This is a genomic window from Aeromonas sp. QDB18 (assembly GCF_027705325.1).
Classification (GTDB): Bacteria; Pseudomonadota; Gammaproteobacteria; order Enterobacterales; family Aeromonadaceae; genus Aeromonas; species Aeromonas caviae.
On record NZ_JAPDBQ010000066.1, the window covers coordinates 1 to 22,131 of the forward strand.

At 65.6% G+C, this 22,131-nt stretch carries 18 protein-coding genes; 6 read left to right on the plus strand and 12 right to left on the minus strand.

What is annotated here, in order from left to right; all coding sequences use genetic code 11:
- Positions 1 to 245: 245 nt before the first annotated feature.
- The 8 genes from OKC30_RS11530 to OKC30_RS11565 all read right to left on the minus strand — a co-directional run bounded on the left by OKC30_RS11530 (position 246) and on the right by OKC30_RS11565 (position 7,996).
- Positions 246 to 989, minus strand: a complete 744-nt coding sequence (locus tag OKC30_RS11530; protein WP_042878935.1) for a DUF3379 domain-containing protein — start codon at positions 987 to 989, stop codon at positions 246 to 248.
- Entirely contained in the window at positions 982 to 1,572 is a 591-nt protein-coding gene (locus OKC30_RS11535; protein ID WP_270666888.1) for a sigma-70 family RNA polymerase sigma factor, read from the minus strand. The genes OKC30_RS11530 and OKC30_RS11535 overlap by 8 nt, the downstream gene beginning before the upstream one ends.
- A 30-nt stretch (positions 1,573 to 1,602) precedes the next feature.
- The gene (locus OKC30_RS11540; RefSeq protein ID WP_270666890.1) at positions 1,603 to 3,081 is read right to left on the minus strand and encodes a hypothetical protein; all 1,479 of its coding nucleotides are present in this window, start codon (positions 3,079 to 3,081) and stop codon (positions 1,603 to 1,605) included.
- 62 nt (positions 3,082 to 3,143) lie between these two features.
- The gene (locus OKC30_RS11545; RefSeq protein WP_270809615.1) at positions 3,144 to 4,604 is read right to left on the minus strand and encodes a vWA domain-containing protein; all 1,461 of its coding nucleotides are present in this window, start codon (positions 4,602 to 4,604) and stop codon (positions 3,144 to 3,146) included.
- A 21-nt stretch (positions 4,605 to 4,625) separates the two neighbouring features.
- Positions 4,626 to 5,588 (minus strand): VWA domain-containing protein, encoded by a 963-nt coding sequence (locus OKC30_RS11550; protein WP_270666887.1) that lies wholly within the window; start codon positions 5,586 to 5,588, stop codon positions 4,626 to 4,628.
- On the minus strand, positions 5,585 to 6,142 hold the full coding sequence (locus tag OKC30_RS11555) for a DUF4381 family protein (RefSeq protein WP_270809616.1): 558 nt from the start codon (positions 6,140 to 6,142) through the stop codon (positions 5,585 to 5,587). Before OKC30_RS11555 ends, OKC30_RS11550 begins: the two co-directional genes overlap by 4 nt.
- A complete protein-coding gene (locus tag OKC30_RS11560) occupies positions 6,127 to 7,017 on the minus strand; it encodes a DUF58 domain-containing protein (protein ID WP_270666843.1) in 891 nt (296 codons plus the stop codon). The genes OKC30_RS11555 and OKC30_RS11560 overlap by 16 nt, the downstream gene beginning before the upstream one ends.
- A 28-nt stretch (positions 7,018 to 7,045) precedes the next feature.
- Positions 7,046 to 7,996: an AAA family ATPase gene (locus tag OKC30_RS11565; RefSeq protein ID WP_151027840.1), complete on the minus strand. Its 951-nt coding sequence runs from the start codon at positions 7,994 to 7,996 to the stop codon at positions 7,046 to 7,048.
- A 183-nt stretch (positions 7,997 to 8,179) separates the two neighbouring features.
- Between OKC30_RS11565 and fadI the strand changes: the two genes are divergently transcribed.
- The 5 genes from fadI (at position 8,180) to OKC30_RS11590 (ending at position 13,673) form a co-directional block, all read left to right on the plus strand.
- Positions 8,180 to 9,490, plus strand: coding sequence for an acetyl-CoA C-acyltransferase FadI (gene fadI, locus OKC30_RS11570; RefSeq protein WP_270809617.1), 1,311 nt, complete (start codon positions 8,180 to 8,182; stop codon positions 9,488 to 9,490).
- The gene (gene fadJ, locus OKC30_RS11575; protein WP_270666845.1) at positions 9,490 to 11,640 is read left to right on the plus strand and encodes a fatty acid oxidation complex subunit alpha FadJ; all 2,151 of its coding nucleotides are present in this window, start codon (positions 9,490 to 9,492) and stop codon (positions 11,638 to 11,640) included. The genes fadI and fadJ overlap by 1 nt, the downstream gene beginning before the upstream one ends.
- A 248-nt stretch (positions 11,641 to 11,888) precedes the next feature.
- A complete protein-coding gene (locus OKC30_RS11580) occupies positions 11,889 to 12,029 on the plus strand; it encodes a TIGR02808 family protein (protein WP_005325161.1) in 141 nt (46 codons plus the stop codon).
- 189 nt (positions 12,030 to 12,218) lie between these two features.
- On the plus strand, positions 12,219 to 12,776 hold the full coding sequence (locus OKC30_RS11585; protein WP_052815038.1) for a YaeQ family protein: 558 nt from the start codon (positions 12,219 to 12,221) through the stop codon (positions 12,774 to 12,776).
- 12 nt (positions 12,777 to 12,788) lie between these two features.
- Positions 12,789 to 13,673, plus strand: a complete 885-nt coding sequence (locus OKC30_RS11590; protein ID WP_270666844.1) for an AEC family transporter — start codon at positions 12,789 to 12,791, stop codon at positions 13,671 to 13,673.
- Between the two features lie 206 nt (positions 13,674 to 13,879).
- Here the strand turns inward: OKC30_RS11590 and OKC30_RS11595 are convergent, their stop codons facing one another.
- The 4 genes from OKC30_RS11595 to OKC30_RS11610 all read right to left on the minus strand — a co-directional run bounded on the left by OKC30_RS11595 (position 13,880) and on the right by OKC30_RS11610 (position 18,203).
- A complete protein-coding gene (locus OKC30_RS11595) occupies positions 13,880 to 15,109 on the minus strand; it encodes an MFS transporter (RefSeq protein WP_124814416.1) in 1,230 nt (409 codons plus the stop codon).
- 55 nt (positions 15,110 to 15,164) lie between these two features.
- The gene (locus OKC30_RS11600; RefSeq protein ID WP_052815035.1) at positions 15,165 to 15,935 is read right to left on the minus strand and encodes an ABC transporter ATP-binding protein; all 771 of its coding nucleotides are present in this window, start codon (positions 15,933 to 15,935) and stop codon (positions 15,165 to 15,167) included.
- The gene (locus tag OKC30_RS11605; RefSeq protein ID WP_053288212.1) at positions 15,928 to 16,980 is read right to left on the minus strand and encodes a FecCD family ABC transporter permease; all 1,053 of its coding nucleotides are present in this window, start codon (positions 16,978 to 16,980) and stop codon (positions 15,928 to 15,930) included. The genes OKC30_RS11600 and OKC30_RS11605 overlap by 8 nt, the downstream gene beginning before the upstream one ends.
- A gap of 101 nt (positions 16,981 to 17,081) precedes the next feature.
- Positions 17,082 to 18,203: an ABC transporter substrate-binding protein gene (locus OKC30_RS11610; RefSeq protein WP_052815033.1), complete on the minus strand. Its 1,122-nt coding sequence runs from the start codon at positions 18,201 to 18,203 to the stop codon at positions 17,082 to 17,084.
- Positions 18,204 to 18,799: 596 nt separating this feature from the next.
- Here OKC30_RS11610 and OKC30_RS11615 point away from each other — a divergent pair.
- The gene (locus OKC30_RS11615) at positions 18,800 to 22,018 is read left to right on the plus strand and encodes an ExeM/NucH family extracellular endonuclease (RefSeq protein WP_270666833.1); all 3,219 of its coding nucleotides are present in this window, start codon (positions 18,800 to 18,802) and stop codon (positions 22,016 to 22,018) included.
- Positions 22,019 to 22,131: the final 113 nt, after the last annotated feature.

The window sequence follows — 22,131 nt, forward strand, 5'->3', positions numbered from 1 at the left end:
CCGATGTGGAGCGGGTGATGTCACTTTGTAGCCGAGATTGGATAAAACTGACCTAATGTTTAATCCGATTGGTATAAAGCACAAATGGTGCCGTTTGCGTCATTTAAAATAAATAGTAAAAATGTGACTTCGCGCGGGCAATAGGCGGGAACATGCGGGGATGTGGGGATGAACAGGCAGACAATGAGGATGTCTGCCTGTGATGTGGCTGAGGCGGAGGACGAGTCAGCCTGGGTCAAGGTCTGTTAAATGGACCAGTGCAGACGTGACTCAAGCTGGCGGGCAACCGGGGCGAGGGGCTCCTGCATGTCTCCGATGAGCACCATGTTGGCCCCCTTGAGCGGCAGTATCTCCCCCTTGAGGGTCCCGTCTGCAAAATCGGACTGGATCGTCAGTGGCAGGTGCTTGGGGACGAGGAACAGGGTGACCGGTCCCATCTTGCCCTGCAGCACCATGTGCAGGGCCGGTCCCTGGTAGAAGGCGCAGTGGTTGACATAGGTTACCTTCATGCCCGGCATCTCGCTCAGGGTGGCGCCATACTTCTCCATTTTCGCGTTGATGGTGTGCAGGCTGACCCGCTCATCCACCGCATGAATGAAGGGCTCTTCCCCATAAACGTGGGACATGGCGACCTGAGCCAGCGACAGGGTGTCCGGTGCCACAGGCCAGCTGATCCAGCGGGTGCTCATGCCGAGCAGGAAGGCGACCGAGGCCGCGATGGCCAGAGCGCGCCATTGCGTGCGTGCAGGAGTGGCGGGTAGCGAGACCACCTGCTCCTCTTCGGCTGCCATCGCCTGCCTGAGCAGGATCCGCTCCGCAAGACCGGCCGGTACGTCCACTTCCAGAGTGCTGCGCACCTGGCGCTCGAGCTGCTGCATCTCGTCCAGATGCTTGCGATTGGCCGGTGACGCCTCGGCGGCTTTCAGGAAGGCGGGATCCCTGTCCGAGGGGTGAGTGATGGCCCGGCGGCGAAATTCAAGCTCATCCATTGGTGTGTCTTCTCTGTTGTTTCGCAGACTCCATGGCCTCTTTTATCTGGTTGCGAGCGCGAAACAGCCTTGTCATGACGGTGTTCTTGTTCAGGCCGAGTTGCTCGGCGATCTCCTCCCCGCTGAATCCCCCCAGTACCTGCAGCAGCAGCGGCTCCTGATACTCGGCAGGCAGGCGGGCGATGTGGCGCCTGAGCCATTCGTGCTCCATCTCCTGCTCGCTTGGCAGGACACCCTGATCCCGCAGGGGGTGCTCGTCGAGGTCGACGAGATCGAACTGCTTTCGCTCAAAGCGGCGGGCACTCTCCCGCCGCAATATGGTGATGAGCCACGCCTTGGCAGCCTTGTCGTCCAGCAGGGTATCTATCGCCTTCCAGGCGCGCAGGAAAGTCTCCTGCACCAGATCCTCGGCGATTTGCGGATCCCGGCACAGCCAGTAGGCGTAGCGGTAGATGTCCCCGTGCAGGGCGTGCACCAGGGCTTCGTACTTGGTTTGTTTGTCAGCCATCTCCCCATAGACCGGAGAAGTGCAGGGATCCTTTCCCGTGTCGGCCCTTTTTCTTCTGAAAAAACCTAACGCCATAAAGGGGTGTCCTGTTTCATGAGGGGCGCATCATGCACGCATCCACGCCAGTATTCGAAGACCATAGGCTATCGCAAAGCTCTCCCTGGTGCACAACTCCCTGGCGAGCGCCTGCCTGGGCAGGTGTTCGCCAGGGACTCGCTTGGGGGAAAAACAGGCCCGATCCAGGTCGTCCAGCAGCGCCCCCATGGCGGGGTCGCGGTGACAGGGCAGCCTGGCCAGATGCAGGCAGGGGGTGTCCCAGCGCAGGACGGCCCAGGTCAGCAGGGTTTCCCTGGCCTCGTCAGGAGAGCCCGTTGCGAGGGCCCGTTGCAGGCGATAGAAAGCGCGCCAGCGCGGCCAGCGGCGCATGAATGCCCGCAGCAGGATGGCCAGGAGCACCCAATAGAGATACTGGATCCCTGGTGCGGGGGAGGCGGGAGTGGCGCTCTCCCTTGCCGTGAACACCAGAGAATGTGCGGGCAGGCGCACCTCCTCGATGCGACCGCTCTGGGTGTTGAACCAGCGCAGGGTCTGGGGGGGCAGCACATAGCGCCCCGCCTCGTCGGCGGTCAGGGCCTGGCGCCACTGGCGCTCGAAGCGAAGCGCCCCCTCGGCCACGAATCGTTCCTGTTGCTGCTCGCCGTCCGGCTTCATGGAGAGGCCGGCGGGCAGGGGCGGGGCCGGCAAGGGGGGCAGGCGGTTGCCATCCCCCCCTTCCATCACCAGGGTGAGGGTGCGGATCACCGGCTCACCCACCTTGGCCTGGGCCGGGCTGAACTGCTGGCGCAACACCAGGCTGCTCGCCACCGGCTCCAGGGGGGCCTTGTCCACCTTGATGAAGAGGGTCGCCGCCCTGGCGGACAGCAGATCCCCCGCGTTGCCCGGCGCGGTCGCACCGGCCGCAGCCTGGGGCGGCAACCGCCCCTGAAAGCGGGGGGATTCGACGGGATGGAACCCGGGCCCTTTGGCCTGCAGCAGCCATTTTCGCGTGAGACGCCCGGGCAGGCCGGGGCTGGCGGGAGAGTCCCAGCGATCCTCGCCAAGGCGGCGAATGGTAAAGGCCGGGGTGATGGGCTCGCCGAGGTTGGGGGCCTCCAGGTTGGCAGGCAGCCAGAGGGTCAGCTCATAGATGAAGGGCTGGCCGGGGTAGAGATTCCCCTCATGGAGCACCCGGGTCTGCAGCTCGACCGGAGAGAATAACGGGTCTTGTGCCGGCATCAGGGTGCCGTCCAGGGAACGTGTCGGTACCGCCAGGGAGGGGGTGAGATCGGCGCCAAGGGGCAGGGAGGGCACCTGGTGCGGGCTGGTATCGAGCAGGTGCAGGGGGATCTGCCAGCGGGTCAGGCTGCGGCTCTGGGCACTGACCCGCTGGATGCTGACCCGCCCGACCGCAAACTGGCGCAGCAGCGGTTGCAGGTTGAGATCCTCATCGCGGTGCAGCCCGTCGGCCTCGATGACGAGCAGCCAGTCGCGCTCGCTCGCCCCCGGCAAAAGCTCGGCCTCGACAGGGGCGGCCTGCACCCGCATGGCGCACAGGGCGAGCAGCAGCCAGCAGCCGATCCGGGGGGAGAGCAAGCGCAGTACGAGGATCACCAGGGCTCCTCCACCTTGATCAGGGGGCGGCGCAGGGCCTCCTTGCGAAGACGCTGCTCCAGCAGCAGCACGGGGGGCGCCGGGGGGCGGGGAGCCTCTGAGGCGCGGGCGGGGTCGGGAGTGTCGGCCTGCTCCGGGGCATTTGCCGAGGGCGCCGACTGCGGCGGGTTGGCCCGCAGCAGGGCCAGGTTGTGCAAGGCATCCCTGTGCCCAGGTTCAAGGCGAAGGGCGCTCAGATAGGCCTGCTCCGCGGCGGCAAGATCCCCGAGCCAGACCAGGGCATTGCCCCTGTTGTAGTGGGCGGTGGCGCTGTTTGCCCTGCCATAGGCGGCGACGGCCCTGGCATAATCCCCGGCTCTATACCAGGCGTTGCCTTGCCAGACCGGATCCTGGAAGGCGTTGGCCGCTTCCCGATAGTGTCCCTGGCGATAAGCCTGCCAGCCTGCTTCACCTTGTCGGGAGGCCGCCTGCAGGGAAGGGGGCGCGACGCCAATGACGAGGATCACCAGCAGCCAGTGGGCGCCGATCCGCGCCAGCAGCGCCAGGGGGAGCAAGGGGATGAGCAGCCAGGGGCCGAGATCCCGGGATTGCCCCTGCGTCAGGGCCTGGCCCATGGGCAGGGGGGCAAAGCGGGGCAGGCCGGAATCAAGCCAGGCCAACCTGCCTCCGGTACTGGCGGCAAGGGCGGCCATGGCCTCCTCGTCGGGCGCAGGCAAGGTGTGGCCGATCGGGCTGCCGAGCTGCCAGCGCTCGGCAGCCACGCCGGGCAGCCGGGTCTCCTTGCCCCCGCTGGCCAGCAGGATGTCGAGCCGCGGGGCCGAGCCTGCCTTGCAGAACAGGTCGTTGAGGCAGGGCCAGAGGGCGGCGATGCGATCGCGCGCTGTCCCGGAGAGGCCGTCGGTCACGAGCAGCAGACGGGCGGACTGGCCCGGCGGGATCAGGGTGAGGGCCAGGGCCACGGCGCGCTCGGGGGCGCTGCCCTGGACAGGCATGATGGCCGGGCGCAGGTCCGGCAGCAGCAGGGCGATGGCCTGATGATCCCGGGTGGGAGGCATGGCGAGGTAGGCATCCCCGGCGAACAGGATGAGGGCGATGGGATGGGCCGCGTCCTGCCGCGCTATGTCGGCCAGCATCTCCTGCAATCCCAGTCTCACCCGGGTTGCCCGGTCCGGCGCCAGATCCTGTGCCAGCATGGAGTCGGAGAGATCCAGCAGCCAGATATCGAGGGCCGGGCTCGGCATGGGGAGACTCTGCTGGCGCAGGGCGGGGCCCGAGAGCGCCAGGATCACCGGCAGACAGGCAAGCCAGCGCCAGGGGATGGCCCGATGGCGGCTCGGCAGCAGATAGGCCTGCATGGCCGGGGAGAGTAAGCCGGGATCGCGGCGGCGGCGCCACCCCTGCCACAGCCAGGGGAGCAGGGCCAGCAACCAGAGGGGGCGCAGCAAGGTCAGCTCCATGGTGCCACCATCATGGCCTGCCTACTCATGGGATGGCCTGTGTGACAGGGGGATGTGCCAGCGGGCTGGCCAGCAGAGCAGCAGCCAGGCCAGGGCCAGTGGCCAGGGGTAGAGCTCCTGGTGGGGCCGGGAGAGGATCTGGGGCCGGGCGAGGGGCTCCAGGGTGTCGATGGCCTGGTTGATGGCGGCGAGATCACCCCGGTTGCGGGCGCGAAAATAGCGGCCTCCTCCCAGTGTCGCTAGCTGCTGCAACAGGGCTTCATCCAGTTCGGCACTGGGATCGGCGTCCCCTGCGGGCGCGGCGAAGGTGTCGGGGTCGGCGCCCACCCCCAGGGTATAGAGATGGATGCCGGCTTTGGCGGCGAGCCGGGCCTCGGTCAGGGGATCCGCATTGCCCGAGGTATTGCGCCCGTCCGTCACCAGCAGCAGGGCGGTGGGGCGGGTGGGGTCGGCGTGCTGGCGTGCCAGCAGGATGGCTTCCCCCAGGGCCGTGGTGCGCCCCACCAGATCGAAATCGAGCTCCCTGGCCAGGGTGAGCAGGGCCCCGGTCTCCTGGGTGAGGGGGGAGAGCAGATAGGCGTGATCGGCAAAGACGACGAGGGCGATGCGATCCCCCGGGCGGGAGGCGACAAGGTTGCTTATCTGCTGGCGCACTGCGGCAAGCCTGTCCGTTTGCTCTCCGTCATCCAGCATGTCCTGGGTGCGCATGCTGTCGGAGAGATCCACCGCCAGGATGAGGTCCCGGCTGCTCTGGTAGTGAATGATCGGGGGCTCCTGCCACTGTGGGCGGCACAGGGCCAGTACCAGGGCGCACCAGCAGAGCATCATGCGCCACAAGGGCTGCCCCGCCTGGGGCTGGAGCAGGGGAAAACCTCCGTGAACGAGCCGGTTTTCTCCCTTGCGCCCCTTCATGGGAGGCAGGCCGAAGCGCACCAGCAGCGGCAAGGCGAGGGCGAGGGAAAACCAGGGCCAGGCGAGGATCATCGCGTACCCTCCGGGGAAGGGGCCCCTCGCTTGCTTGTCGGGAATCGCGGCGCACTGACGCAGCGTCGCCCCCAGGCGAGATAGGCGAGGCGCAATCTTTTGCGCTGCGCCTCATCGGGTACTCTGCCCCCATAGAGCCAGAGCGGCCACTGGGCGGCAAACCGGGAAAAATCGCTCCCCCCCTTGCTGTCCAGCCAGGCGAGCCAGTCCTCCCCTTGCAGGGGGGCCGCCTCGGGCCAGCGGGCCATGGCCGCTTCTCGCAGGGCATCCTGCAGCCTGGGGACGAGATCGTCGGCCTGCCAGTTTAGCCGGTGCGCCCAGCGGCGCTGGCGCCACAGGGTGAGGGCCGTCATGGCGATCAGGCAAGCGGCGATCGCCGCGATCAGCAGCCCCCCGAGTGCCATCAGGCGAGGATCCTGTGCAGGCTCGAGAGCGGGGCCTTGGTGGATGTCGCGCAGCTCGGCACGGATGGCTTGCAAGGCCTCACTGGACGAGGGCTGGCGATATGCATCCGGTGCGGGCACGCCTTGCTCCCCCCTCAAAACAGACGGCATCCGCCCTCCTGCCACTGGCGTTGCAGGGTGGCGCCGTTGTCGAGGCGATAGAGGCGCGTCACCAGGGGCAGTAACTGCTGGCGACAGGCCTCGGCCTGTTCGTCGGCCGCCCTCTGATAGCGGGCGCGAAAGCGAGGATCTTCTCCCGCGAGCCAACCGCTGTGTCTGCCTGCCTGCACTGCCAGCTGCCCCTGCTCGGGCAGGGCGGCTTCCAGGGGATCGCGGATCTGCCAGTAGTGGATATCGTGGCGCAGGCGAAGGCGTTGCAACTGCTGGCAGAGTGCCTGGTCCGGTGCCTGGTGGTGGCTTATCAGGGTCAATCTGGCCCCGTGGGGCAGGGTGAGTCGCGCCAGGGTCTGGGCCAGCGTCCAGGGCTGGGGGGCGCGATCCAGCCCTGCCTCGTAATGGCGACAGAGCGCTTCCAGCAGAGGCATGAGAGAGTCGCGCTGGTGCTCTGTGTGGGGGGCTGCGCCCTGGCAGATCAAGGTATTGGCCTGTTTCTCCCCCTGCCAGAGCAGGGCGGCGGCCAGCTCGCAGCCAAGGCGGGCCTTGAGCTGGGCGCGGGAGCCAAAGTACATGGTGGGTGAGAGATCCAGCAGCAACCAGTGGGCCTGATCCTGTTCTTCCCCGTAGAGGCGGGTGTGGGGGCGACCGAGGCGGGCGGTGACCCGCCAGTCGATGTGACGCACTTCGTCACCGGCCTGATAGAAGCGAAGCTCCCTGAAATGGAGCCCGGGCTGGCGCCCGATACGCCCCTGGGCCGCCTGATGAATGCGGGCACGCTCGCCCTGGCGCGTCCAGAGGCGCACCGCCAGCAGCCGCTGGAGGGTGAGGGCGATGTCGGGGTGATCCCGGGGCTCGGCGACGGGGGTCATGGCGACAGGGCTGCCTGCGGGGGTCGGCTCAGGGGCATGGAATGGCATCCAGCAGCAGGGCGATGAGCGCCTCGCTATCGAGGTTGTCCGCCAGCGCCTGATAACTCGGGATGAGGCGGTGGCGCAGCACGGCAGGCGCCAGCTGCTGGATGTCTTCGGGCAGCACGAAGTCGCGCCCGGCGAGCCAGGCCCGGGCCCGTGCGGCTCTTGCGAGGCCGATGCTGGCCCTGGGGCTGGCTCCCACCGCGACCAGGGGGTCTAGCTCGGGACACAGGCCGCTGCCGGGGCGGGTGGCGCACACCAGTTGCACCAGATAGTGCTCGAGGCGTCCCTGCATCTGTACCCCTTGAACGGCGGTGCGGGCTTCCAGCAGGTCGGACTGGCTGAGGGTGACCGGCGGCGTCGGCAGGGCGTCGCCACGGGCGTTGAGTTGAAGGATGGCCAGCTCCATGGCGGGGCTGGGGTAATCCACCAGCAGCTTGAGTAAGAAGCGATCGAGCTGGGCCTCCGGCAGGGGATAGGTCCCTTCCTGCTCGATGGGGTTCTGGGTGGCGGCGACCATGAAGAGGGAGGGCAGGCGCCAGCTCTTCTTGCCCACGGTGATCTGGTGCTCGGCCATGGCCTCCAGCAGGGCGGACTGCACCTTGGCCGGCGCCCGGTTGATCTCGTCCGCCAGCACCAGGTGGTTGAACAGGGGGCCGGGTTGAAACACGAAGCTCGCATCCTGGGGATGGAAGACCTCGCTGCCGGTGAGATCGGCAGGGAGCAGATCCGGGGTGAACTGGATACGGGCAAAGCGCCCCTCCACGGCACCGGCCAACGCCTTGACCGCCCGGGTCTTGGCAAGACCGGGGGCCCCTTCGATCAGCACATGTCCTTCACATAACAGGGCGATCAGCAGCCCCTCGATGAGGGGGCCCTGTCCCAGGATCTGGCTGCCCAGATAGTCTCCAAGTGCTCTGAACTCGGCCGCTGCCATGCGATAAACCCGTTGTTTTTATGGAAGTTGATCTTTTTATACCCCAGTTGGCTCACAAGGGCGAGGGAGGGTGGCAAGATGGGGACAATTTAGTTTCAATCAGCCGTATGAAAGTTGTGATTGGATTGTTAAGATGTGGCGCAATGAGGTCAGACCTCTGCCTTTTTAACCCAAGGAGCCAGGATGAAACAGCCATTGAAACTGACGACTCGCCAGGGCGAACGGATAGCCGTCGTGGCGGGTCTGCGCACCCCCTTTGCCAAGCAGGCCACCGCTTTTCACGGCGTGCCTGCGGTGGATCTGGGCAAACTGGTGGTGAGCGAGATGCTCGCCCGCACCGATCTCGACCCCAAGCTCATCGACCAGCTGGTGTTCGGCCAGGTGGTGCAGATGCCGGAAGCGCCAAACATCGCCCGGGAGATCGTGCTTGGCACTGGCATGAGCGTCAGCACCGATGCCTATAGCGTGTCGCGCGCCTGCGCCACCAGTTTCCAGGCGGTGGCCAACGTCACCGAATCCATCATGGCCGGCACGGTGGACATCGCCATTGCCGGCGGTGCCGACTCCTCTTCCGTGCTGCCCATCGGAGTCAGCAAGTCTCTGGCCCGCGCCCTGGTGGATCTCAACAAGGCGCGCAACCTCCAGCAGCGTTTCAATATTCTGCGCCGTCTGCGCTTGAAGGACCTGCTGCCGGTGCCCCCGGCCGTGGCCGAGTATTCCACCGGTCTCTCCATGGGGCAGACCGCCGAGCAGATGGCCAAGACCCACCAGATCAGCCGCGAGGCGCAAGATGCGCTGACCCACCGCTCCCACACCCTGGCGGCCGAAGCCTGGGCCCAGGGCAAATTGAGTGGCGAGGTGTTCACCGCCCACGTGCCCCCCTACAAGTCGCCGCTGGAGCGGGACAACAACATCCGTGAAAGCTCCGATCTGGCGAGTTACGCCAAGCTCAAACCGGTCTTTGACCGGGCCCACGGTTCGGTGACGGCCGCCAACGCCACTCCGCTTACCGACGGCGCCGCCGCCGTGCTGATGATGCGCGAAGGGCGTGCCCGCGAGCTGGGTCTGGAGCCGCTGGGTTACATCCGCAGCTTCGCGTTTTCCGCCATCGACGTATGGCAGGACATGCTGATGGGCCCCTCCTATGCCACGCCGCTGGCGCTGGACCGTGCCGGCATCACCCTTGGGGATCTGACCCTCATCGACATGCACGAGGCCTTTGCCGCCCAGACGCTGGCCAACCTCAAGATGTTTGCAAGCGCCGAATTTGCCCGTGACAAGCTGGGCCGGGATCAGGCCATCGGCGAGGTGGACATGGAGAAGTTCAACGTGCTCGGCGGCTCTTTGGCCTTTGGTCACCCCTTTGCCGCCACCGGGGCGCGCATGATCACCCAGACCCTGCATGAACTGCGGCGCCGGGGTGGGGGATTGGGGCTCAACACCGCCTGTGCGGCGGGTGGGCTGGGTGTGGCCATGGTGCTGGAGGTGGAATGATGAGTGCCAAGACTTTTTCTCTGGATATTCGTAAAGACGGCATCGGCATCCTCACCATGGATGTGCCCGGTGAGAGCATGAACACCCTGAAGGCCTCCTTTGCGGACGAGATCCGCACTCTGCTGGCTGAGGTAAAAGGGAACGGGGATCTGATCGGCCTGGTGATCGTCTCCGGCAAGAAGGACTCCTTCGTCGCCGGGGCCGACATCGCCATGCTGGCGGCCTGCACCAGCGCCCAGGATGCCGAAGCGCTGTCCCGGGCCGGACAGGACGTGTTCGCCGAGATCGAGTCCCTGGGGATCCCGGTGATCGCCGCCATTCACGGCCCCTGCCTTGGCGGCGGGCTGGAGCTGGCGCTCGCCTGTCATGGCCGGGTGGTGACCGATCACGGTAAAACCGTGCTGGGCCTGCCGGAAGTGCAGCTCGGCCTGCTGCCGGGCTCCGGCGGCACTCAGCGCCTGCCGCGCCTCATCGGGGTGGCCAAGGCACTGGATCTGATGCTGACCGGCAAGCAGGTGCGGGCCAAACAGGCCAGGAAGCTCGGGCTGGTGGATGACATGGTGCCCCCGTCCATTTTGCTGGAGGCCGCCATCAAGCTTGCCAAGAAGGGCAAGCCGCGCCACCACCTGAAACGGGATCTGCAGGGCAAGGTGCTGGAGACCAACAAATTTGGTCGCAAGGTGCTGTTCGATCAGGCCCGCAAGGGGGTCAAGGCCAAGACCCGGGGCAACTACCCGGCGCCGGAGCGCATCATCGAGGTGGTGCGCATCGGCGTGGAGGAGGGGATGCAGGCCGGCTTGCAGGCCGAGGCCCGCCACTTCGGCGAGCTGGTGATGACGCCGGAATCCGCCGCCCTGCGCTCCCTCTTCTTCGCCACCACGGAGATGAAGAAAGAGGTGAGCTATCAGGGGGCCGAGCCGCGCAAGGTGGGTCATGCCGCCGTGCTGGGGGGCGGCCTGATGGGGGGCGGCATCGCCTTCGTCACCGCCACCAAGGCGGGGGTACCGGTGCGGATCAAGGATGTGGCGAGCGCCGGCATCGGCAATGCCATGCGTTACAGCTACGACCTCCTCGCGAGGAAGCTCAAGCGTCGCCAACTGCTGCGCAGTGAGCTGGAGAAACAGATGAGCCTGCTCACCGGCACCCTGGACTATTCCGGGTTCCACCGGGTGGACATGGTGGTGGAAGCGGTATTCGAGGACATCAACCTCAAGCACCAGATGGTGCATGACGTGGAGCGCGAGTGCGGCGAGCACACCGTGTTTGCCTCCAACACCTCCTCTCTGCCCATCCACCAGATCGCCTCGGCGGCGACGCATCCGGAGCGGGTGGTGGGGCTGCACTACTTCAGCCCGGTGGACAAGATGCCGCTCGCCGAGATCATTCCCCACGCGGGCACCAGCGCCGAGACGGTGGCCACCACCCTGGCCTTCGCCCGGGCCCAGGGCAAGACCCCCATCGTGGTCAAAGACGAGGCCGGTTTCTACGTCAACCGCATCCTGGCCCCCTACATGAACGAGGCGGCGCGCCTGGTGCTGGAAGGGGAGCCGGTGGAGGTACTGGACGGCGCTCTGCTCGACTTCGGTTTCCCGGTCGGCCCCATCACCCTGCTGGACGAGGTGGGGATCGACGTGGGGGCCAAGATTTCCCCCATCCTCGAAAAAGAGCTGGGTGGCGAGCAGTTCCAGGCGCCCAAGGCGTTTGACAAGCTGCTGGAAGACGATCGCAAGGGGCGCAAGAACGGCAAGGGCTTCTATCTTTATGGCAAGGCGGCCCCGCGCAACAAGCTCACCGGCAAGGAGGGCAAGAAGACGGTGGACGCGAGCGCCTACGACGTGCTGGGCGTCAAGCCCCAGGCCAAACTGGCCAGGCAGGAGATCGCCGAGCGCTGCGTGCTGCTGATGCTCAACGAAGCAGCCATGGCCCTGGATGGCGGCGTGGTGGCCTCGGCCCGGGACGGCGACATCGGCGCCATCTTCGGCATCGGCTTCCCTCCCTTCCTGGGCGGTCCGTTCCGCTACATGGACAGCCTCGGCATCGACTATCTGGTGGGGCGCCTTGAGCACCATCAGAAGCGCTTTGGCGACCGCTTCGCCCCCTGTGCGCGACTGAAAGCGATGGCGGCGGAGCAGCAGCGCTTCTACGGCTGAGGCGTCTGCGTGACAAACAGGCGGGGCGGCCCTGGGTCGCCCCGCCTTTTTTGTCCAAGCCAGGGGCCTCGGGGAGCGGAAAACGGGGTGACAAGGGGCTAAATTATTGATCTGGCGCAAACTGGTGCCCCATTTATTACTTTGGTGGCATAGGACTCAGGCGCGGGTTGAGGTCAAATAGCCTTATCAGGAGCGGGGACTACCCCGTCGCGAAAGGGACACCCATTTCACTGGATGAAGGACACACTATGAGTCTGCTCGAACAAACCATCTGGAACATATTGGGATACGGGGCCATGCCCTTTATCTTTCTGAGTGGCTTCGTGGCCGTGGCAGTCACCTGCTGCCTGCTGCTCAATGCCTTCGGGGTCAAGTCCGCCGAGAAGTGAGTCACTCTCGTTCATGCCGCCAAATGCCAGTCCTCGGACTGGCATTTGTTTTTTGTGTCTCCTGAAGCACTTATCCCGACCCTGATAGGGTAAAGGGAGCGCAAGACGGTCGAACCCGGCGGCCATTTTGATTACACTGACGCCCGGCATGTCCGCCCCTTTCTCTTTTATCAGGTGTTCACGACTTCTATGGCGCTCAAGGCAACCATCTTCAAGGCCCAGATCAGCTTGTCTGACATGGATCGCAATCTCTATCAGGACTTCTCCCTCACCCTGGCCCGTCACCCCTCCGAGACCGACGAGCGCATGATGATCCGCCTCGCGGCCTTCGCCTGGCATGCCGCCGAGCGGCTGGAGTTCACCAAGGGGCTCTCTGCCGACGACGAACCCGAGCTCTGGCGCAAGAACTACTCCGACGAGATTGAACTCTGGATTGAGCTGGGCCAGCCGGACGAGAAGCGCCTCAAGAAGGCGTGCAACCGTTCCCGCCAGGTAGTGCTCTACCTTTACGGCGGCCGTGGCACCAGCGTCTGGTGGAAGCAGAACCAGGGCAAGCTCGGTCTGCACGACAACCTGAGCGTCATCGAGCTCTCCGACAGCCAGACCCTGCCGCTGGCGGCCATGGTGGAGCGCACCATGCAGCTCACCTGCACCATCTCCGACGGCCAGCTCTGGGTCAGCAACGGCAGCCAGGAGGTCACCCTGGATCCCGTGGTGCTGATGGGACGTCCGGCCCGCGAACTCTGATCGGGAGCCCCCATGTTCAGCGCCCTGCTCAATATCGTCATCCCGGTGTTTGCGGTGGTGGGCCTCGGCGCCCTCTATGGGCGGCTGCGACCGGGTGGCGACCTGGGTTACATCAACCGGGCCAATATCGAGCTCTTTACCCCGGCGCTGGTCTTCTCGGCCCTGGTGAAATACCCGCTGGATCTGGCGGCGCACCTGCCGCTTGTCGCGGCTGGCGCCCTGGTGATTTTGCTCCCTGGCCTGCTGCTCGCCCTGCTCAGGCTCAAGGAGATAGCGCGGGCGGCCCTGATCCTGCCCGCCATGTTTCGCAACACGGGCAACCTCGGCATTCCGCTGATGGTGCTCGCCTTTGGCGAGCAGCAGCTCGGCGCCATCGTCATCCTGTTCGTGCTCTCCAACCTGCTCCACTTCACGGTGGGCATGTTTATCCTCTCGGCCAGTAGCTCCCGCTGGGGCTGGCTGAGAAGCCCCGTGCTCTGTGCCGCCTTCGCCGGCCTGCTGGTGGCCAACCTGCATATCCCGCTGCCGGAATACCTGGTGACCAGCGCCGCCCTGCTCGGTCAGATAGCGGTGCCCCTGATGCTGTTTGCCTTGGGGGTGAGGCTGATGGAGGGGGATCTGAGCCATCTGGGGCTGGCCCTCAAGTGCAACCTGCTCTATCTGCTGGCTGGGGGCCTCTCCCTTGGGCTCGCCGTCTGGCTGCTGCCCCTGGAGCCTGCCTGGATCCCGCTGCTGACACTCTCGGTGGCACTGCCCCCGGCGGTATTGAATTACATCCTGTGCGAGCAGTACCAGTGCCAGCCCGACAAGGTGGCCAGCATAGTGCTGGGCGGCAACGCGCTCTCGATAGTGGTGATCCCGCTGGCGGTCTGGTTGGCGCTGCATCTGGGGAGTTGACCCGGTCTTATTTTCACCTGCAAGGACGCCTGATGGCGTCTTTTTTATCGCCATCGTGCATGTCCGATGTTGCTTTGCTCATCGAGCACAGCCGAGCTTGCTCGCTTATCTGGCAAGGTCTTGAAACAGGTTCTGGTTAGCCGGATAAGGCAGAAAGTGGAAGGGGGAGGAAAGGGAATAAAACCGGGCGGCCAAGGCCGCCCTGTTTATTGATGGGTGGCCGGCTGAACCTGGCCATCCTTGCGCAGCTGGGTATAGAGGCCAACTCCAGCCAGCAGGCCGGCGAGGGCCAGCAGTGTCCAGATGGCGGTGGTGGGGCGGGTGCCCGCGTCCCCCAGCATAAAACCGATAAGCAGGTTGCCAAAGAGTGCCATGCAGCCGCCGGCGCTGGCATAGAAGCCGTAGTAGCTGGCGAGCTGGTCAGGGGGAGCGTAGCGGGGCAGCTGGGCGGCAAAGAGCGGGAAGCAGAGGATGGAGCCCAGGGAAAGCAGGGCCACCTGCGTCAACACGCCTGCCGTCGGCCAGGGGGAGAGCAGGGGCAGGGCGAGATAGCTCAGCCCCATCAGCCCTATGCCGAGCCCCATGGCGAGCGGCACCCCCAGACGGCGCTCCACCAGGCGCGATGCCGGCAGCTGGAGCAGGACGCCGATCACCGCCGAGAGGGTGAAGACGCCGCCGAGCAGCCGGGTGGCGTCCGGCAGGCTCTGGATATGGGCGGGCAGGGCCAGATAGAGCTGGTGGAACAGGATCTGGTAGCTGCCCGCGAGCAGGGTGAACCCCATGAAGGGGCGCTGACGCAGGATGTCCCCCCACTGGCGCAAGATGGCGCCGCGCGGGCTCTGGTTGGCCACCGGGCGTTTGGGCAGCACCCGATACTGCAGCACCCCGAGCAGGGCGAAGAGGCTCGCCGCCAAGAGCCCTGTCAGGGCATAGCTCTGCTGGGTCAGGGTGAGGCCGACCAGGGGGCCGAGCAGCATGCCCGCCTGGCTGGCGAGATTGTGCAGGGCGAAGGCGCGCTGGCGCTGGCTCGGATTGTGGCATTCGCTCGCCAGATAGGCCTGGGCGCAGGGGGTGAACAGGGCCCCGGCAAAGCCAGTCAGGGTCGCCGCCAGCAGCAGTATGGGCAGGGACTCGGCCCAGCCCAGCAGCAGGAAGCCGACCGATCGCACCAGGCAACCCCAGACGATGGCGGGGTGATAGCCGATGCGATCCCCAAGCGTCCCCCCTAGCAGGAACAGCCCCTGCTGGCTGAAGACCCGCATCCCCATGACCAGGCCACAGGCCCAGCCGGCCAGGCCCAGGCCGCTGCCCATGTGCTGGGCGAGGAAGGGCATCATCATGTAGAAGCCGAGGTTGAAGGCGAGCCCATTGGTGATGAGCAGGCGGGCGGCCGGGCTCATACCCTGCCAGTCCCGCCAGTAGGAGGCGCCGTTCATGGTCGCCTCCCGCCACCGTGTCGGGAGGAGGTCGCCGGGGTGGCGCAGCACTGTGTCATGACGTCTTTCGCAGGGTTCTGAGGAAGGGGATGCCGCGCTGATCGTGGCTTATCTCCACCGGCACCTGGTAGAGGCGCTCGATGAGGGCCGCGTCGAGCACCCGGGCGGGGGGGCCGAAGGCTTGGAGCTCCCCCCCTGCCAGCACGATCAGCTGATCGGCAAACTGGGCGGCCAGGTTGAGATCGTGCAGCACCACCAGGGTGATCCACTGCTGATCCCGGGTCTGCTGGCACAGGTGCTCCATCAGCTGCATCTGGTGGTGCAGGTCCAGGGCGCTGACCGGCTCGTCCAGCATCATGATGCGGGGATCGCGCAGCAGCACCTGGGCGAAGAGCACCATCTGCCGCTGGCCGCCGCTCAGGGAGTAGAGGGGGCGATCCGCCAGATGGGCGATGCCGAGCGCCTGCAGGGCGCGGCCGGCCGCCAGTATGTCCTCGTCCGCGAGGCGCATGGAGAGGCTGTCGAGGCGCCCGAGCACCACCACCTCGATGACGCTGAGATCCAGCTCCAGCTGGATGTTCTGGGGCATGTAGCCAAACTGCTGGCGCCACCTGGCCTGCGTCATCTGGCGGGCACTCTGGTCCCCGAGGCGGATGTCGCCACTGTCCGGGGTCAGCTCGCCGAAGAGGGTGCGCATCAAGGAGGTCTTGCCGGTCCCGTTCGGGCCGATGATCACATGGACCTGACCCGGATGCAGAGTGAGGCTGAGATCCCGCAGCAGGGTCTGCTGGCCGAGGGAGAGGGAGAGTCGGGATATTTCAAGCACGTTTACGCCCCCTGCCGAGGATCAACCAGATGAAGAAGGGCACGCCAATGAGCGCGGTGACGATGCCGATGGGGAAGAGGGCTCCCGGAATGATGGACTTGGAGAGCACCGAGGCCGCCGAGAGCATGCAGGCCCCGCACAGGGCGGAGAGGGGGATCAAAAAGCGCTGATCTTCCCCCACCAGCATGCGGGCGATATGGGGGGCCACCAGGCCGACGAAGCCGATCACGCCGACGAAGCTGGTGGCGGTGGCGGTGAGCAGGGCGACCAGCACCAGGGTCTTCATGCGCAGCCTGTCAACGTTGACTCCGAGGCTGCGGGCACGGGCTTCCCCGAGGCGCAGGCTGGTGAGGGCCCAGGCATCCCGGTAGATGAGCAGGGTGCAGATCAGGGTGACGACGGCGGTGATGATCAGGGAGTCCCAAGTGGTGCGCATCAGGCTGCCAAACAGCCAGAACAGGATCTGCTGGTTGAGCTCGGGGGAGGAGAGGAACTGCAGCAGGGAGAGCAGGGACTGGAACAGGAACAGCAGGGCGATGCCCGCCAGGATCAGGGTCTGGCTGCTGACATGGCGCATCATGGCCAGCCCAAACAGCAGGCAGGCGGCAAACATGCACACAATGAAGGCGCCGGCCGGGATGGCCACCAGGGGGGAGAGCCCGAGGCCGCCGGTGTAGAGGGCGAGCGCCGCGCCCAGGCCCGCCGCCGCCGCGAGCCCCAGGGTGTAGGGACTGGCGAGGGGGTTGTCCAGCAGGGTCTGCATCTGCACGCCGCCAAGGCCGAGGGAGGCGCCGACCACCAGGGCCATGAGGGCGATAGGCAAGCGCATGTCGTGGACGATGGTGCGGGTCATGGGATCGGCCTGGGCGGGGGAAACCAGGGCATCGATCACGTCGTGCAGGGCCAACAGGGAGGGGCCGGTGGCGATGTCGAGCACCAGGGTAATGCACAGGACCAGGGTGAGCAGCAGGAGCCAGTGCCAGCGACGGCGCTCCCGTTGCCGCTGCCGGGCGAGGGTCTGCTGCAGGGCAGCCAAATCATTCATGATGTCAATCCTGAAACGGGCGCCGCAAGAGGCGCCCACACAATCCAAGAGGGTTGCTGAAGAGGGCGTGGCCGAGGTGGGCCGCACCCGAATTGCCGGGGTTAGCTTGCGTCATCCTGCTTGATGCCCAGCATGAAGGTGCCCTGGGGACGGATGGGCAGGTAGTGCTGGTAGAACGCCTGATAGGTGGCCAGGGGAGCGAGATCCTGGAAAAGGTCCGGATAGAGGGCCTTAGCCATGAACTCGATGAGGGCGGCATCCATGATGCTGCGGGTGGCGCCGTGATAGACCGCGTAGAGGCGACCCTCCTTCACCGCAGGCAGCTCGCTCCAGCCCGGACGGGCAGCAAAGCCTTGCAGACGCTGGCGCACGGTCTCTGCCGACACATCCTGGCCCACCTGCATGGCGACGGCACTGCTCACGCTCTCGTAGCCCGCCATCAGGATCACCTCGGGCTTGCTCGCCAGCAGTTGTTCCGGGTGGATGGGGCCCCAGCGATCGACGAAGGGGGCGGCCACGTTGTCGCCACCGGCCAGCAGGGCCATGGCGCCCCACATGTCCTTGCCATAGGTGTAGCTGTACTCGGCCGGACCCTTGTCACCCAGCTCGATGTAGACCCGGGGCGGCGTGCGCTTCGCGGCGGCGATGCGGGAGGTGATGGTGTCAATCTTGGCCTTGTACTCGTCGGCCATCTTCCGGGCGCGGGCCTCCTGGCCGGTCAGCTTGCCAAGCAGCAGGGTGCTCGCCATGTGCTGTGTCAGGGTCTGGGCGTTGTAGTCGATGACCACCACCGGGATCCCCGCCTGCTCAAGGCGTGGCAGGTCGGCGGCCAGGGCCTCATATTGCCACTTCGCCAGGATCACCAGGTCGGGCTTGACCGCCAGGGTCTTCTCGATGGAGAAGCTCTGATCCTGTACGTTGCCAAGGTCGGGGACCTTGGCCAGTTGTGGCTGGCTGGCCACGTAGAGAGACCAGATGGCGGGACGGGACTTCATGAACCAGCCCAGGGACATGCCCACCAGGCGTTCGGCCCCGCCTTCACCGGCCACCGCCAGGTAATCTTCGGGATAGAAACCGAGCACGATGCGGCTTGCCGGAAGGCTGAGGGAGACCTTGCGGCCCATCACATCTTCCACTTCAACGGGGGGGGCGGCCTGCGCCATCCAGCTCACCAGGACGAGCTGGCCGAGCAGCAGCAACTTTGCCAGGGGGTGACGAAACATCTTGTAGCACCTCGAGAATAGAGACGGTCAAAAAAGAAAGTGAGAACTATTGCCATTCGCGAGCGCAAAAGCAACAAACGTTTGTGTCATCCCCTCTCTTGTTATTTCTGTCATTACTGAAACCGGTTCCACAAGAGCACCAGGAGAGAGTCTCATCCCGCGGTTTTCTGCCTTCTCGGGCCACGAAGGGGGTGGCGCCCGGTATGGCACCCATGGATTTGCCCATGATTCGGAGTCTGTGAGTGGCGCTGTTCACGAAATGGTACCGGGCAGAGGCCGCCGTAGTGTTCCTCCCGTCTGCCCCGGAGCCGATGTCGCTCCCTGACGGAGGCAGCCAGCAGGGGCTGGGGGGCGACAACTTCCTGCGCAGCGATGGCAGACACTGCCCATTCGGGTATTGCCCGTCACCTTGGCGCAACATTTTGTTGTCATTGTTAGCCAGCTCGCAGCAGCCCCGGCGTCGACGGGGCAGAGTGGGCGCGCAGTTTCGGCCGGGGGCTGACATGCCTCCCGCTGATGGCTGCATCCAAGGTGCTGCGGCCCGCCTTGTGCGGGGCGCCAATAACATGATCTGCAAATAAAAAAGGAAACTGACCATGTCAGGAAGACACTCTCTGGTGGCGCTGGCCGTCGGGCTGGCGCTCGCTGGACAGGCACAGGCACAACTGCTCATCACCGAATACCTGGAAGGGTCCGGCAACAACAAGGCGGTGGAGCTGAGCAACCTCGGCAGCGACGCCGTCGATCTCTCACAATACCGGCTGGCCCTCTACGCCAACGGCAAACCCATCAGCGAATCCCCCACCAACAGCCTGGCGCTGCAAGGCACCCTGGCCCCGGGCGCCAGTCTGGTGCTGGCCAACCCCTCCGCAAATACCGAGATCCTGGCCAAGGCCAATCAGACCAGCGGCAACCTGGTGTTCAACGGCGACGATGCCCTGGTGCTCTATCGCGGCAGCGAGATAATCGACAGCTTCGGCCAGGTAGGGGTGGATCCGGGCACGTCCTGGGTCTCCGGCAACGTTTCGACCCTGGACATGACCCTGCGCCGCAAGGCCACCGTCACCATGGGCCGCACTGATGCGACGTCGCCTTTTGATCCGGCGCAGGAATACGTGGCCGCCCCGAAAGATGACGCCAGTGGCCTGGGTTGCAGTGGCGATGGTCCCTGCGATGGCACCCAGCCGCCCGCCTTCGTCTGCCCGGTGGATCAGTTGGTGCCGGTGCCCGCCATTCAGGGCCCCGGCACCAGCAGCCCCCTGGTGCCAGCCGGCAAGTTCGAATCGGAACAGGCTTACGCCACCCGCGGCGTGGTGACCCAGGTAGTGAGCGGCCTCTACAAGGGCTTCTTCATTCAGGACGAGCAGGGGGACGGGGATGCGGCTACCTCCGACGGCCTCTTCGTCTACACCACCAAGGCCAACGCTGCCGTCGTGCCGGGGGCCGAGGTGTGTGTGTCTGGCAAGGTGAAGGAGTATTTCAACCAGACCCAGATCAACGCAGACGAGCTGGTGGTGACCCGGCCGCAAGGGGCCATCCCGGCTGCGGTGGATCTGCTGCCGGTGGCGGGCGAGAGCCTGAGCCAGCTGCTGGAGCGTCACGAGGGGATGCAGGTACGGCTGGTGCCCGGTTCCAGCCTGGTGGTGACCCGCAACTTCAGCTTCGATTACGACGGCAAGCGCAACAACCTGGTGCTCTCTTATGGCGCGCCGCTCATCAAGTCGACCCAGAAATTTGCCGCCATGAGCCAGGAGGCGAGCGACTGGGCCCTTCGCAACCAGCAGAACCAGCTGGTGGTGGAGACCGACGCCAAGGCGCCGGACGGTGTGCTGCCCTGGTTCCCCGGCTTCAACGCCGAGGACGGTTACCTGCGCATCGGCGACAAGCTCAACGGGCTGGAGGGGGCGCTTGGTTACTCCTACAACCTGTTCAGGCTGGTGGCCAGCAATCGCATCGACGCGAGCCAGATAGATCACAGTGGCTGGGATCGGGTGGAAACCCCCGAGCTCGCCGAGGCGGGGGATCTGCGGGTCGCGAGCTTCAACGTGCTCAACTTCTTCACCACGGTCGTGGGCGGGGATGCCAACCCCACCGGCAGCAACCGGGGCGCCCTGACGGTGGCGGAGTTCGAGTTGCAGCGCACCAAGATAGTCAGCGCCATCACCCGCCTCAATGCCGACGTGGTGGGGCTGATGGAGATCGAGAACAACGGCTATGGCGACAACTCCGCCATCGCCAATCTGGTTACGGCCCTCAACGCCGCCCAGCCGGACGAGGCGGATCACTACCGCTGGATTGCCTCGCCGGATGGCAAGCCCATTGGCACCGACGCCATCACGGTGGGGCTCATCTACCGACCCGCCAAAGTGACCCCGGAGGGGGCCGCCAGCCTTATCGCGCTGCCGGTGCAGCAGGCCGAGGCGGTGGACGCCAGCGGCAAACCGGTGACCATCAATCAGGGGATGCGCGAGTCGCTGGTGCAGCGTTTCAGCTCGCCCAAGGGGGATGCGCCCCTGACCCTGGTGGTCAACCACCTCAAGTCCAAGGGCTCCGCCTGCTTCGAGGATTACCCCGACTACGCCAGCGCCGATCCGCTGGATGGCCAGGGCCACTGCAACGCGCTGCGGGTCTCCGCCGCCAAGGTGCTGGGGGAGCACCTCAAGGATCTGGCCGGGGATCTGCTGCTTATCGGCGACATGAACGCCTATGGCATGGAGGATCCCATCCGGGTGCTGACCGACTATGATCCGGCCGCCCAGGCGCGCCAGATCATGAGCGCCTCCTTCACCACTCTGGCGGGTCAGCCCTTCGAGGAGAGCGGCAGCGCCCTTGGCAAGGGGTATGGTCTGGTGAACCTCAATACCCGCTTCCATGGCACCGACACCTACTCCTACAGCTACGAAGGGGAGCTCGGCAACCTGGATCACGCCCTGGCAAACCCGAGCCTCGCGGCCAAGGTGATCGGCATCGAGGATTGGCACATCAACTCCGCCGAGAGCAACTTCTTCGAGTACGGCACTAAGTACAGCGGTCAGCTGGCGAAATCCGAAGGGCCCTTCAGCGCCTCGGATCACGATCCGGTGCTGGTGGCCATCCAGTATCCGCAGCCACCCGCCGGGGTATTGAGTCTCGAGAGCGCCGCTGCGAACGTGGAGGAGGGGAATACCTTGTCCCTGAGTGTCAGTCGCAGCGATGGCAGCCACGGGGAGGCGAGCGTCAGCTATCGCATCGTCTACGGCAGCGGGGACACAAGCGACGTGGCGCCCCTCACCGGCACCCTGCACTGGGCCGCCGGGCAGAGCGAGCCCCAGACCATCAGCATTCCGGTGAAGAGCGACACCCTGCACGAGGGGGACGAGACCTTTACCCTGGAGCTGTTTGACCCGAGCGGCGCGGCCCTGGGGGATCAGCACCAGACCCTGGTGACCATCAAGGACAAGCTGGCGCCGTCCACCATCTCGCTGGCGCGCGCCAGCATGACGGTGAACGAGGGGCAGTGGTTTGCCGAGATCCCCCTGGTGCGCAGCGGCGATCTGAGCAAGCCGGCCCGGGCCCGGGTGGCCCTTGACGGAGTCACGGCGCGCTGGGGGCTGGATTTCCTGCCCTGGTTCAGCCAGACCGTGAGCTGGGCTGCGGGCGAGGGGGGCAGCAAGTCGGTCAAGGTGCTGATCATCGATGACTGGTTTGTGGAGCCCACCGAGCAGTTCAGGGTGAGCCTCGATCGGGTGGAAGGGGGCCTGCCCGGCGCCCTGCAGCAGACCCGGGTCGACATCCAGGACAACGACAAGTCCTGGTGGCCCTTCGGTCGCCACTGAGGATGACGTCTCAATATAAAAAGGGGCCTGCGGGCCCTAATGCCGATCAGTTAAGGATCCATTGACCGATCCTCAGGCTGTGTAAGAATCCGAAACTCCTTGTTGGGTTTCGG

Coding starts and splice junctions, on each gene's coding strand:
- OKC30_RS11560 (WP_270666843.1), bottom strand. CDS start 7,017: ATGACCCCCGTCGCCGAGCCCCGGGATCACCCCGACATCGCCCTCACC.
- OKC30_RS11580 (WP_005325161.1), top strand. CDS start 11,889: ATGAGTCTGCTCGAACAAACCATCTGGAACATATTGGGATACGGGGCC.
- OKC30_RS11595 (WP_124814416.1), bottom strand. CDS start 15,109: ATGAACGGCGCCTCCTACTGGCGGGACTGGCAGGGTATGAGCCCGGCC.
- OKC30_RS11535 (WP_270666888.1), bottom strand. CDS start 1,572: ATGGCGTTAGGTTTTTTCAGAAGAAAAAGGGCCGACACGGGAAAGGAT.
- OKC30_RS11555 (WP_270809616.1), bottom strand. CDS start 6,142: ATGCCGTCTGTTTTGAGGGGGGAGCAAGGCGTGCCCGCACCGGATGCA.
- OKC30_RS11545 (WP_270809615.1), bottom strand. CDS start 4,604: ATGGAGCTGACCTTGCTGCGCCCCCTCTGGTTGCTGGCCCTGCTCCCC.
- OKC30_RS11550 (WP_270666887.1), bottom strand. CDS start 5,588: ATGATCCTCGCCTGGCCCTGGTTTTCCCTCGCCCTCGCCTTGCCGCTG.
- OKC30_RS11585 (WP_052815038.1), top strand. CDS start 12,219: ATGGCGCTCAAGGCAACCATCTTCAAGGCCCAGATCAGCTTGTCTGAC.
- OKC30_RS11530 (WP_042878935.1), bottom strand. CDS start 989: ATGGATGAGCTTGAATTTCGCCGCCGGGCCATCACTCACCCCTCGGAC.
- OKC30_RS11605 (WP_053288212.1), bottom strand. CDS start 16,980: ATGAATGATTTGGCTGCCCTGCAGCAGACCCTCGCCCGGCAGCGGCAA.
- OKC30_RS11590 (WP_270666844.1), top strand. CDS start 12,789: ATGTTCAGCGCCCTGCTCAATATCGTCATCCCGGTGTTTGCGGTGGTG.
- OKC30_RS11610 (WP_052815033.1), bottom strand. CDS start 18,203: ATGTTTCGTCACCCCCTGGCAAAGTTGCTGCTGCTCGGCCAGCTCGTC.
- OKC30_RS11540 (WP_270666890.1), bottom strand. CDS start 3,081: ATGCGGGTGCAGGCCGCCCCTGTCGAGGCCGAGCTTTTGCCGGGGGCG.
- fadI (WP_270809617.1), top strand. CDS start 8,180: ATGAAACAGCCATTGAAACTGACGACTCGCCAGGGCGAACGGATAGCC.
- OKC30_RS11565 (WP_151027840.1), bottom strand. CDS start 7,996: ATGGCAGCGGCCGAGTTCAGAGCACTTGGAGACTATCTGGGCAGCCAG.
- OKC30_RS11615 (WP_270666833.1), top strand. CDS start 18,800: ATGTCAGGAAGACACTCTCTGGTGGCGCTGGCCGTCGGGCTGGCGCTC.
- fadJ (WP_270666845.1), top strand. CDS start 9,490: ATGAGTGCCAAGACTTTTTCTCTGGATATTCGTAAAGACGGCATCGGC.